Consider the following 12,652-nt stretch of genomic DNA (forward strand, 5'->3'; position numbering starts at 1 on the left):
ATGCAGCTTAGGAGGATATTTGAATGGCATAAATTTTTAACAAAAAAAGCGAAAATATAATGTTTTAGGTCTAATCAACTTAATAATAGCTAACATAAACGGTCCACAAACCAAAAATAATGGCGCACAACCCTGCGGGTCTGAATGCTTTGACACAATATGAGGCAGACCATAAAGCAAACTTTTTGTGATATTTTTCGGTCATAAAAACAAGAATAATTGCAATAATAAACAATAAATTACCTATCACTTCGAACACTAATGGCGATGAAGTGTTATGCGCATCGAGTAGTAAGACACTCCCGAGAACTAACCGAGATATAATTTCAATGTAATGGAAATAGCGTTGATGGCTAAAACGAACAATTTGATCTGCAAAATGCGCTGGAGCCAACATCATGAACAGGCCAAAACTGAATATTATTACACCCCACAAGCTAATGAATATGGCCATGTTAACTCCAAGAGATACTGCTTACGCTAATATTAACACCTCACTAATGAGGTAAATATGTTAACTAAAAATGTCGCATCCACTATCAACAAGATGATTAAGCAAGATGCCTCAACAAAAAAGGCTAAGGCTGGTGGCTATTTACTACCCTTTTATAGTCTAATAAACACACGGCAATGACATTAATCAAACCGACTCTGAAGATATAAAAAAATATTAATAAATGCTCATGAAATAAGTTTAGACGATTTTAATGCTAAAATAGCCATTTGATACAATCTTCATCACACAAGGAGTGCCCATATGCCACCAGATATTATTATTTTAGGGATCTCCATACTTATCGCCATTGGCATTTTACTTCATCATCCATCCAAAACTTTAGGTTTACCATCGTTACTGATCTTTATGGGTGTCGGCTTAGCATTTGGTAATGGTGAGTTTGGTTTTGTATACGATGATCTACAGCTGACTTCAGTGATTGGCACCTTAGCATTAAACACCATAGTCTTTGTCGGAGGGCTCAATACTCCGATGAAACACATTAAGTTTTCTTGGAAAGAAGGCGGAATGTTATCCACTGCAGGGGTGATATTCACTACCATTATTTTTGGCTTTATCTTGAATGCATTACTCGACTTTAACCTCATTACTTGCATGTTGTTTGCCGCGGTAGTGTCGTCTACCGATGCAGCGGCCGTATTCTCTATTTTAGAGTCAAAAAAACTTAAATTAAAACACGGTACGGGCACCATTTTAGAATTCGAATCGGCTACCAACGACCCTGTGGCCTTGTTAATGGTGGTGATGTTAACCGACTTTATTATCAATAGTGCCAACGGCGCACCTACTGCACTTTCAGTGTTATCGAGTCTCGGCCAGCAAATTGGTGTTGGGGCGGTAGTGGGGTTAATAATGGGTAAAATGGCCGTTTGGGCACTTAATCGCATTAAACTGCCTGAATTTGGACTTATCCCCGTTTTTATTTTAGCCAGCTTTGCCATCACAGTATCAAGCACAGAAATCTTAGGGGGGAACGAGCTTATTGCGGTTTATATTGCAGGGGTGATCATCGGCAACTATTTAAAGAAGGGCGCTGAAGTCAGTAAGCATTTCTTTAATGGCATATCGTGGTTAGCGCAGTCATTAATGTTCATCATTTTAGGCTTACAGATATTCCCGCAGCAATTAATGCCGGTGTTCATTGCATCATTGCTACCGGCTATATTGCTTATTGTCGTCGCGCGCCCATTGGCTGTGCAGCTGTGTTACTTACCATTTAAACAAGCTAATTGGCGCAAACGTTTGTTTGTTTCTATGATCGGATTAAAAGGTGCAACCCCAATTGTATTTGCGCTTATTCCCGCTGCAGCAGGAGTAGAGGGGTCCCGTGAAATGATCCACATGGTGTTTTTCATTGTACTGATTTCGGTCATTGTCCAAGGCGCCGCTATCGAGCCGCTCGCCAATAAACTAGGGCTAAAACTGCAGCCCAAAAAGCCAGATCTATAAAAATGATTCAATGCCTCATAGCAATGAGGCATTGAATCATTTTCAGTATCTTTGTTATTAGTTATTTTACCGTAATTCTCTCAATTGATTTATCAGGCTGATGGATCACATAGTCTAACTGTACTTGTAGGTCTTTAAACCCAATTGCAGAGGGTTGATACTTCCATTGTTCAAGTGCCTCAACAGCCGATGCATCAAACACTTGTTTCGGCGACGACTTGGTCACTCTAACATTGTTCACACTGCCATTTGGACTGATATCAAATGACATTTGAACATAACCATTAAGCCCTTCTTTAGCAGCATCAATTGGATAGCTAGGCTCAATTCTTATAACAGGCATTGCCATAGAGTCGGTTTTATTTTCAACGCTGAGATTATTGCCTGCAAATACCTGTTGATTAAACATAAAGGCACCAACACCAATAGCTAATGTCATTCCAATCAACGCTAAGGTGCTTTTTCCATGTTGCTTTTTCATCTGTAAGATCCTCTCTTTTAAGATGGTTTTATCCCCATAATGGGTGTGTAACATGCTCAAAGGTGCATGTTGTGAATAGGCCAATAGTGTTCTGCTATAGGCAATTTTAGCTAGGGCTTTCATGCTGGCAGTGACCTGCGCATCGCATGACAATTCTTGATCTTGTCTAAATCGGCGATAGCTCAGCCACATCAACGGATTGAACCAAAACAATACGGTTAATCCATAAGCCAGGGCATTTGCCCATAAATCACCACGTTGATAGTGATAAATCTCATGCTGAATAATGGCTTGCTGCTGGCTTTCATCGAGTAATGTAAAGCTTGTTGGCACCAGAATACTGGGGGTAATAAACCCTGCGAGCATAGGTGATTCAATATCTGGATGGACTAATACGTTAAGCTTTACAGAAGGAATATCTAGCTGACGTCCACGCTGGATTAACCGTTGCAGGTAGCCGTATTCCATCACGATATTAGCGACTAATAACGTGATAACGATACCGTAGAGATAAGGCAGGTATAACAGGTCAAGTAAGCCTGCCGACAACGCAGCGGTATCGCTAGCAAACACATAATACTGCTGGATGATTGAGGCTGCGTTATTGCTACCAAACCAGTTAACGCGGTGAGGCAATATCATTTGCAGTAAATCTGCAATGATTAATAGTGGCACGGATATCCACATAAAATAGGTATAGTGCGCCCCAAATCTAGACAATATAAACCGGTGCAATACCAGTAATACTAAACACACCACGCTCAATGAGATGGTTTGTTCCATAAACCAATTAATCATCACTTTTGTTCCTTTTGCCAATCATCAAGTAAGGTTTGCAGTTCGGCGACATCTTCTGCCGACAGCTTGTTCTTTTGCGCAAAACCGGCAACCAATGGGGTTAACTTGCCAGCAAACATGCGGTCCACAAAAGAAAGCGATTCTTTAACGGTATAGTCCTGCTCAGCAATTAATGGTGAGTAATGGTAAACCCGACCTTGTTTTTCAAAACTGACGGCTTGTTTTTTGACTAAACGATTAAGCAAGGTTTTAACCGTTTTTTCATGCATGTCATGGCTTTGTTCTAATGCATCAACCACTTCACTCGAGGTCAATGGCGACTGCTGCCAAAGCTGCTGCAACACGACTAATTCACTATTGCTGATTTCTTTCATGCGATACCGCTCATTTGTTGTTAGAACTTATTAGATTATAAATGGATTACAGATGTAATCTGTCTATTTAAATTACAACTGTAATCTTAAATAAGCAAGTATTATTTTCGAGCGATTTACGAATGAAAATGAAAAAGCCTAATCAGATAATTAGGCTTAAAATTGAAATGTTATTTAGCTAATTGGCTTTATTTCGATAATAACTTATCTCGATACAACCACTGATAAACCGTCGGCAACACCAGTAAAGTCAAAGCAGTTGAGCTAAACAAGCCACCGATGATCACCACCGCTAATGGTTGTTGAATTTCACTGCCCACACCAGATGATAACAAGATAGGGATCAGCCCCAATGCAGAGGTTAGTGCCGTCATTAACACCGGACGTAACCGCCCTACCGTGCCTTGGTAAACACTGTCGTACAGGCTTTCATCTGATGATTGTCTGCGTTGGTTAATCGAGTCCACCAGCACTACACCATTTAATACAGCAACACCAAATAAGGTGATAAAGCCGATTGAACTGGGCACCGACAAATAGGTGCCAGTGGCATATAAAGCCACTACGCCGCCGATTAATGCCAATGGTACGTTAGCCATAATCAATGCCACTTGTTTGAGTGACCCAAATGAGAAATACAACAATAAACCAATAAGTGCGATAGAAATGGGCACCACCAACATTAGCTTTTGTTGCGCCCGTTGCTGGTTTTCATATTGGCCGCCCACCACAACCGTATAGCCCGCAGGTAACTCCGCTTGCGGCACAATGGCATAAATATCGTTGACCACCGAGCCCATGTCACGCCCCGATACGTTGGCTTGCACCACCACTCGGCGCTGTACATCATCACGACGAATATTCGGCGGCGCCATTTCAATCACCACATCAGCGAGATCGCCCAAGCGTACAATCGCGCCATTAGCACCACTGAGTAGCAAGTCTTCAATCGCATCTGGCGCATTACGATATTGCGCCGCTAATCGCAGGTTAATGTCGTAACGGGCATTACCATCAATCACTTGGCCAGCACTGGCACCACCAATACCTTGAGTGACTAAACTCATGACTTCATCGACGCTAATACCATAGCGAGCAAGGACTTCACGTTTAGGTCGAACCACTAACTGAGCTTCACCGCTGACTTGTTCTAGCGACACATCAACCGCCCCAGGAATGGCAGCGACTAAATCGGTTAACACCTGACCTTTTTCCGACAAGATGCTCAAATCTGGACCAAATATCTTAATCGCTAACTGCGCTTTAACGCCCGATAACAACTCATCGACTCGAGTAGCAATCGGTTGTGAGAAGGTTAACAATAATCCTGGGAATATCGCTAGCCGTTGCTCCATCAAACGCTGTAGCTCAAAGCGCGAACTTGCCGATGTCCATTGCTCTATCGGCTTAAGACCAATATATATTTCAATATTACTCACAGGTTCTGGGTCGCCGCCAAGTTCGGGAGCCCCGATTCGACTTAACGCATATTCCACCTCAGGAAACTCCAGCAGCATGGCTTCAATTTTAGGCGCAACGTTAACCGAAGTAGCCAAACTGGCTGTCGGCGCCAGTGTCACTCGTAAGTTGATGGTGCCCTCTTCTAATTCAGGCACAAATTCAGTGCCCAACTTTGGCAATAACAGCATGCTTGCAGCAAACAAAACAACTGCCGCTAACATCACCGATTTAGGGTTTGATAGCACCAGTGTCAGTACTCGTCGATAGACTGCGTCAATGGGGGCCAACACTTTGCTTTGACGCACTACAATACCGCGTTTAAATAGAAATACCGCCAATGCAGGCACCGCAAATAACGCCACTACTAATGCCGCCATCATCGCAAGAATAATGCTCACTGCCATGGGTTGAAATAATTTACCCTCTACACCTTCAAGAGCAAATAACGGCATAAATACTACGATGATAATCGCTGTTGCAAAGAAGATAGGACTGCACACTTCTTTTGCCGCCAGCATGATCCTAATCGCCATGCTTTGGGTTTCAGATTCTAATTTACTATCAACATGAGCTTCAGTAGATTGGTTGGTGCCAGTTTCACCACTAACATGTTTAAAGATGTTTTCGACCATCACCACTGAACCATCAACTAGCATACCGATCGCGACAGCAAGACCACCTAAAGACATTAAGTTAGCTGACATGCCGTAATAAGACATGATCAATAACGCGATCCCGATCGACACTGGGATCGACAGTAATACCAACAATGTCGCCCGTATATTGACCAGAAACAACGCCAAAATAATCACGATAAACCCAAAGGCCATCAATAGCGCTTCAACCACAGTAGTGACAGCTTTATCGACTAAATCCGCCTGGTCGTAAAACACCTCAAATGACACTCCTTTTGGCAAGGATTGTTCAATTAAACTAATACGTGAATTAATGTCATCAATAGTGGCTTTGGTATTGGCGCCCATGCGTTTAAGCACAACGCCTGCAACCACTTCACCTAGCGCTTGTACATCGGACGACGAGCCATTAGCCGCTGCCTGCCTGCGCGACATGGTCACTGCACCGACTCTTATTTCGCTACCAAAAGCCACATTAGCAATGTCGGCTACTCGTATTGGCGTGCCATTGATTTCGGTTAACGGAATGTCGGCAATGGCCTGTAAACCTGCGGCGCCAGCGGGCAACAAACCATAACCACGAACCACTAATTGCTCCTGGCCTTGGTCCATAAACCAACCACCAGCATTACGGTTATTACTTTCCAATGCTTGGCTAACTTGGGTCATCGACAAGCCATAACTGCGCAGTTTATTAGGATCAACTTGCACTTGGTATTGCAACACCTCGCCGCCAAATGACAGCACTTCAGTCACCCCACTCACAGGCATTAAAATCAGCTTCACTAAATAGTCATTTAAGCTCCGCAGCTCAGATGCGCTGATATTGGTTTCGGGCTCGGCCCGTAAAATGTATTGATAAATTTGCCCTAAACCTGAAGTATTCGGGCCAATTTCAGGGGTGCCGACACCGGCAGGAATCGACTCTTTTGCAGCTTGCAGTTGTTCAAACACTTGCTGACGTGCAAAATAAATATCAGTACCTTCGGCAAACACCACGGTCACTAGCGATAAGCCAGTACGTGATAATGAACGCACCTCGGTCACCGCCGGTAATGCATACATTGCCGATTCGACAGGATAGCTAATCAGCTTCTCGACCTCTTCTGCCGCCAAACCTTCCGCTTCAGTATTAATGGTCACCTGCACATTGGTGACATCCGGAAACGCATCTAGATTTAACTTCGGTAACATGAATACCGATGCCACCACAGTGGCCAGTAATCCAAGTAACACCAATAACCGCTTTTCAACGGCAATCTCAATTAATTTATATAACATTATGATGCCTTAGCGCTTAGTGGTTATGGATATCAAAGCCAGATTTGGCTTGCTCAGATGCTAAGAAAAAAGCACCAGATACAACAACGCGAGTTTGTGGTACTAAACCACGAATAAAACTCAGTCCGCGTTGACGCTCCACCACAGAAACCTCTACGGCATTAAATCCACCGTCTTGCTCTATGAACACCTGCCAATCACCATCACCACCGCGTGTTAACGCCGCATCTGGCACAATAAATCCAAGCGGCTCAGCCCCTTGATTTGCTGCAAGGTATAATTCGGCAAACTCGCCAGCATGTAAGTCATGGCCTGGGTTTGCCATACGCACTAATACTTGCTCAGTGCGGGTTTGCGAGTTAATTTCATGCGAACGCCCAATAATGACACCCTCTCGAGTACGGCTTCCCACTCGCACCAAAACATCGGTGCTCATGTTGACTTGATCTGCTTGTAATGGCGTCAGTTCTGCCTCTACCCACAAATACGATTCATCAGTCAGTTGCATCAAAGGTGTGCCCGCGGTTAGCACTTGTCCTAATGTGGCAATATCTTGCTGAACCCGACCATTTATGGGAGCCAATAACTGAAACTGACCAATTGAACTAGGCGATGTTGCTAGCTCAGCTATCTGTTGTTTGGACATCATTACCGACTGTAAAATGGCACGTTTAAGCTCTGCATTGACCTCGGTTTGCATCCGCTGACTGGCACTAATCGTTCCTTTGCTCATGCGCTTTATACGATCCCACTCCGTTGCTGCATTAACGTAATCAGCTTGCGCCGCAGCAATATCTGCCCCGCCGATAGTCAATAATGGTTGGCCTTTTTGCACCTGTTGTCCTGGCACCACATGGCGCTTAAGCACCTGCATATCTAATTGCGGCGCTATGGTAATAGTTTTGTCTTTATCTACAACCAGCTGAGCGGTGGCAACGGCCTGTAAATTAAACGCTGTCGCACTTAACTCAACCACTTCCACTCCCGCCAGTTGGCGCTGCTCAGCACTTAAGGTTAACAACGACTCTTGATGAGCGGCCTCTGTTGATTCACTGCTGGCTTGCACAGCCGAACTAGTCAGTGCAAATAATGATAGCAATAGCGCTACACTGAACAATAATGCTCGCGAAACGCTGGAGTTAGTGCGGTAAGATTTTCGAATGCTTGGCGGAGAGATGGGCTGAGTGCTTGGCGCAACATTTAACTGAGAATGACTCACAAAATGACTCAACATAGCGTTGGCATTTAATGCTGCCAATAAAGGTAGTACTTGGACTGATTTGGTTTTCATGGTTAATCCTAAAAACAATCTAGACCGTCGACAATAAATATCAACGGAAATAGGCTTAGCCACCGTCATTCAAGCGAGATATCACGCCATGATGGAATGCAAAAAAGCATTCATTAGCGCAATAACGGCAAATATAGAGGTGAAGCTAAACAGTAAAAACGTGTTTTAAAGGAATTAAACGATGGGAGGACGATAAGTAGGGAAAGACTCAGGAGGTAAATAGTTCAGTTTAGTATCGGCAAAAAGGTCATGAAAATGTTCACTAACTACATTATCGTTAAGCTTAGCAAGTGCCACATGACCACCATGACACTGACAATCTAAACAGACATCAACTTGCTCAACATCGGTAACATTGTCAGCATGCTGATGATCATCATTTACCGAATGCAGCAATGAACCGTCAAGTGCACAAGCACAATCGACACACTCGGCGAGGCTTATCACTTCGGTAGTAAACTGAAGATGTGGATGGTTATTTTGCTCTTCGTTGCTGTTACCCACATGTAATTGATGCGCACCTAAATTGGCACCCACAAATTGCAGTAGTACTAAAGCAATCAATAATTTGGCTATGTTAGCCATAAAAGGCAAAACGGTATGACTCAACCACCCACTCCTAAACGATATTATTTAAATACGCAGTGCTTAGCGTAATCAGCTGCTTCATTGGCAGTCCAATCACCACTTTCTTTTTCTTTCATTTGCTTACACCAAGCTTCACTACCCACTTCTGGAGCACATGCCGTTAAGCTAAGAGTTAACAATAATGCACTTGATACGGCAAACAACTTTGACAATGACATAAGCTATCCTTTTCTAAAATAATAAAATCTAGGGTCTGATGACCTTTCGAGATGAATTCTGCAGTAGTTTGTGATAATTAGCTACAGCTTAGAACTTATGATGTACCAATGTTCGAAACAAATAAGCGATAACAGAGTAAAAAGGTGCCAGCAAATAATTTACAGGCCCCTTAGCACAGAGATCGTTTGGCAATCCAAGTAATGGCTTCTTGTTTACGCTCTAATGGAAACCATGCAACTTCGCCCTGCATAAAGGGTCCCATCAGCCTAACAGAATTACCCACCCAATCTGGGCCGCCCACAAACACTAACGCATCAAACGCAGGTAACTGAACTTCTCCGCTACCGGTTAATGAGCCAAACTCCCAGCCTTCTAACAACACATCAGCTTCAATATAAAGACACACTTGATTCCAGTCTTTACGATAACTCTTAATGGCGGGCTGTAAACGGGTACGGTAATCTTGTGCCGATAAACGGCCACTGACAAATAAGCTGATGACACCTTTAGTGATATCGGGGATTTGGCATAACATAACGGCAACTCCGGCCCTCTAACTAGGCCATAGAACAGACTTTATACGGTGATGTTATCGTGTAAAGCGACAATGGCGCTCATGATAACAAAACTATTCTAGTTATTTCATTAAATATGTAATAACTCTGAGGCCTGTCAGGCTTTTTAGTTCAATACCCATGCTAAGGCTAAACCACTTCTTGCCATACATGTCACAGCAGACAACCCTGAAAAGTTTCCCAGATTGCGGTAGAATGTAACTACAGCACATAAACATGCCGCGTTAAATACAGTAAGCAGCGTTACAGGTTTATGACCGTTAATTAAGGGGAACACTACAACCGAATGATACAAATAACTCAACGCGTCATATTGCAAGATAACGAAATTGAATGGCAGTTTGTCCGTTCAAGTGGTGCGGGTGGCCAGCACATCAATAAAGTATCAACCGCAGCGCAACTCAGCTTTGATATTGCCTCATCTTCTTTACCCGAGTTCTACCAACAAAAGCTGCTTGAAAAAGCCGATCACCGTATTACCAAAAGTGGCAAAGTAATTATAAAATGCCAACAATCACGCAGCCAAGATTTTAACCGCCAAACCGCACTGGAACAATTTATTGAACTGGTAAGAAGCGTCGGCATAGTACAAAAAGCCCGTATACCAACCAAGGCGACAAAAGGCAGCCAAAAGCGACGCATTGAAACCAAAAAACAACGCGGTGCCACTAAAGCAATGCGCCAAAATAAATCTGACTTCTAGCGTATTATGGAAAAATCACTAGCGAATTCTTGGCAAATCACTAGCAAATTATTAGCAAATTATTAGCAAAAAAGTGAATCCGCCATCACTCAATGGCTAAGGTCTTACTCTAGTTGAGCATTTTTTGGTTTACCTGATAACCGTCTTCGGTAAGAATGCTTGTTGAACCCTCTTTTGTGCTGCATATTAAGCCGACTTACCTTGCGATTTTTATAGGAACCATCATGAGCCAAACAGCAAAAGTTTTATTGATCAACGGTCCTAATCTCAATCTATTAGGCCGTCGCGAACCCGGACATTATGGTCACCAAACACTCACCACTATTGTGGATGAATTAACTCGCAATGCGACTCAGGCTGGCGTTACGCTTGAACATATTCAGTCCAATGCCGAGTATCAATTGATTGATGCAATTCATGCTACCGACGCTCAATTTATTATTATCAATCCAGCAGCCTTTACGCACACCAGTGTTGCTTTGCGTGATGCCATACTTGGGGTAGCAATTCCGTTTATTGAAGTACATTTATCTAACGTACATGCCCGCGAACCTTTTAGGCACCATTCGTACTTTTCGGATAAAGCCCTAGGAGTGATTTGTGGCTTAGGCGCACAAGGTTATGATTTTGCTCTGCAAGCGGCGATTAAGCACTTGAGCGATAAACACTAAATATCATTCTATAAAGGGATAGCCCTTGAGTAAGTTAAAAGCCGATGTAAGCGTTATTTATAGCGGACTCTTTAGCCAATGGAATAGCGATAGTGATGAATTACCGCGATTTTTAGCGGCAACAGTTCATGTGCCTGCGATTATCGACACCGAATTTGGTTTCATCACCCGCATAAAAAAAGCCAAAAACCAGCAATTAACCTACTGTATTTATCATCCTGATATTCCGGATGACGATGGTCATATTCGCCCGCCATTTGATGGTAAAGTGTTTATTAAAGAAAACGATTGGCGCTTTTATCTGGGCGATTGTATTTGGGCACCAATTAGCAATAAAGTCGGGAACTGGCGCATGACGCTAGCGTTAAATGGCAAAATCATTGCAGACAAAACATTTAAGGTGCATCTACCAGATTAATTGCGACGCTTAATAGTCTGTACTGCAACTTCACTAAGTTAGAATGTTTGCTATAATCCGCGCCAATAGCCACACCATTTAATGAGCCCTCATGTCCATTCAAGCTGTTTTAGCCGATGCTTTAGCCAAGCGTGCCACTTTTTTTGAGCAAGCTGCCAAAGATAATACTGATTGTTATCGGGTTTTTCACGGTACCGTTGAAGGTGAAAATGGCCTTAACATTGACCGTTACGGCGATGCATGGCTGATTCAAACATTTCACCAAACCTTATCGGCTCAGCAACTTGAAGACATATCAAGCCTACTGACTGCGCACGCGGACTATCATATCGTTTATAACGATCGCTCTGGCAGCCATTCTCGTGTGGTCAATCATGCCGAAAATGAAGCCCAAGACTACTCGCAGTCAGAGCAAGTTATCCATGAAAATGGCATCGCTTTTACCTCCAAGTTACGCCATGAAGGTCAAGATCCGCTGCTATTTTTAGACATGCGTATTGGGCGTGAATATGTGCGCGCTAACAGCCAAGGTAAGAGTGTTCTAAACTTGTTTTCATACACTTGTGGTATTGGTACTGCTGCAGCGATGGGCGGTGCTCGTAAAGTCATGAATGTCGACTTTTCATCATTTGCATTAGCTGCAGGTCAAAAAAACGCAGAGCTAAACAATGTCACTGATGTGTGTGAATTTGTGCAAAGTGATGCGTTTCCGGCACTGCGTCAATTAGCGGGTTTGCCTATTGGTGGTCGTCGTAATCAAAAACTGCCTAAATACCCTAAACTGCGTGTTACTCAGTTCGACCTAGTGTTTTTAGACCCGCCACGGTTTGCTAAAAGCGCCTTTGGTATTGTCGACTTAGTCAATGATTACCAAGGTTTATTTAAACCAGCAGTATTAACCACAAAAGTCGGCGGTAAAATTGTCTGTTGTAATAATGTCGCTAAAGTTGATCGCCAAGCATGGTACGACAGCCTAGTCCGTTGCGTCGAAAAGCAAGGCCGTAAAGTCACTACGACTCAGTGGTTAGATTGCCACCCAGACTTTCCCGCATTTGATGACAATCATCCGTTAAAAATTGTCGTGCTAACAATAGATTAACGGTAGATTAGTTATATGTTTAATTAAGCGTTATGCCGCTTATATCAATCATTCAGCCACCTTTACGGTGGCTGAATTGTATCGACTAATTC

The 12,652-nt window shown here is 43.2% G+C and carries 13 protein-coding genes; 5 read left to right on the forward strand and 8 right to left on the reverse strand.

What is annotated here, in order from left to right:
* Nucleotides 1-79 precede the first annotated feature (79 nt).
* Nucleotides 80-454, reverse strand: a complete 375-nt coding sequence (locus EGC86_RS03870; protein ID WP_123776670.1) for a hypothetical protein — start codon at nt 452-454, stop codon at nt 80-82.
* Between the two features lie 303 nt (nt 455-757).
* Between EGC86_RS03870 and EGC86_RS03875 the strand changes: the two genes are divergently transcribed.
* Complete coding sequence (locus tag EGC86_RS03875) at nt 758-1,966, forward strand: potassium/proton antiporter (RefSeq protein ID WP_123776671.1); 1,209 nt, start codon at nt 758-760, stop codon at nt 1,964-1,966.
* Between the two features lie 61 nt (nt 1,967-2,027).
* On the opposite strand, the gene EGC86_RS03880 is transcribed toward EGC86_RS03875, so the two are convergent.
* From EGC86_RS03880 to EGC86_RS03910, 7 genes are all read right to left on the reverse strand, one after another.
* Nucleotides 2,028-3,245, reverse strand: coding sequence for a M56 family metallopeptidase (locus tag EGC86_RS03880; protein WP_123776672.1), 1,218 nt, complete (start codon nt 3,243-3,245; stop codon nt 2,028-2,030).
* A complete protein-coding gene (locus tag EGC86_RS03885) occupies nt 3,245-3,619 on the reverse strand; it encodes a BlaI/MecI/CopY family transcriptional regulator (protein ID WP_101085084.1) in 375 nt (124 codons plus the stop codon). Before EGC86_RS03885 ends, EGC86_RS03880 begins: the two co-directional genes overlap by 1 nt.
* A 188-nt stretch (nt 3,620-3,807) precedes the next feature.
* Nucleotides 3,808-6,996, reverse strand: a complete 3,189-nt coding sequence (locus tag EGC86_RS03890) for an efflux RND transporter permease subunit (protein ID WP_123776673.1) — start codon at nt 6,994-6,996, stop codon at nt 3,808-3,810.
* 16 nt (nt 6,997-7,012) lie between these two features.
* Entirely contained in the window at nt 7,013-8,287 is a 1,275-nt protein-coding gene (locus EGC86_RS03895; RefSeq protein ID WP_245423093.1) for an efflux RND transporter periplasmic adaptor subunit, read from the reverse strand.
* 174 nt (nt 8,288-8,461) lie between these two features.
* Nucleotides 8,462-8,872, reverse strand: coding sequence for a hypothetical protein (locus tag EGC86_RS03900; protein ID WP_123776841.1), 411 nt, complete (start codon nt 8,870-8,872; stop codon nt 8,462-8,464).
* Between the two features lie 44 nt (nt 8,873-8,916).
* Nucleotides 8,917-9,093, reverse strand: coding sequence for a DUF3012 domain-containing protein (locus tag EGC86_RS03905; protein ID WP_011639007.1), 177 nt, complete (start codon nt 9,091-9,093; stop codon nt 8,917-8,919).
* 170 nt (nt 9,094-9,263) lie between these two features.
* Nucleotides 9,264-9,629, reverse strand: coding sequence for a SpoIIAA family protein (locus EGC86_RS03910; protein WP_011639008.1), 366 nt, complete (start codon nt 9,627-9,629; stop codon nt 9,264-9,266).
* Between the two features lie 326 nt (nt 9,630-9,955).
* Here EGC86_RS03910 and arfB point away from each other — a divergent pair, with 326 nt between their 5' ends.
* The 4 genes from arfB to EGC86_RS03930 all read left to right on the forward strand — a co-directional run bounded on the left by arfB (nt 9,956) and on the right by EGC86_RS03930 (nt 12,560).
* Nucleotides 9,956-10,372 (forward strand): alternative ribosome rescue aminoacyl-tRNA hydrolase ArfB, encoded by a 417-nt coding sequence (gene arfB, locus EGC86_RS03915; RefSeq protein ID WP_123776674.1) that lies wholly within the window; start codon nt 9,956-9,958, stop codon nt 10,370-10,372.
* A 224-nt stretch (nt 10,373-10,596) separates the two neighbouring features.
* Nucleotides 10,597-11,043: a type II 3-dehydroquinate dehydratase gene (gene aroQ, locus EGC86_RS03920; protein WP_011639010.1), complete on the forward strand. Its 447-nt coding sequence runs from the start codon at nt 10,597-10,599 to the stop codon at nt 11,041-11,043.
* A gap of 25 nt (nt 11,044-11,068) precedes the next feature.
* Nucleotides 11,069-11,461 (forward strand): DUF3859 domain-containing protein, encoded by a 393-nt coding sequence (locus EGC86_RS03925; RefSeq protein ID WP_123776675.1) that lies wholly within the window; start codon nt 11,069-11,071, stop codon nt 11,459-11,461.
* A 91-nt stretch (nt 11,462-11,552) separates the two neighbouring features.
* Nucleotides 11,553-12,560 carry a class I SAM-dependent rRNA methyltransferase gene (locus tag EGC86_RS03930; RefSeq protein WP_123776676.1) on the forward strand — a complete coding sequence of 336 codons (1,008 nt, stop codon included), beginning with the start codon at nt 11,553-11,555 and terminating at the stop codon, nt 12,558-12,560.
* Nucleotides 12,561-12,652: the final 92 nt, after the last annotated feature.

The sequence above is a fragment of the Shewanella frigidimarina genome (assembly GCF_003797125.1).
Classification (GTDB): Bacteria; Pseudomonadota; Gammaproteobacteria; order Enterobacterales; family Shewanellaceae; genus Shewanella; species Shewanella frigidimarina.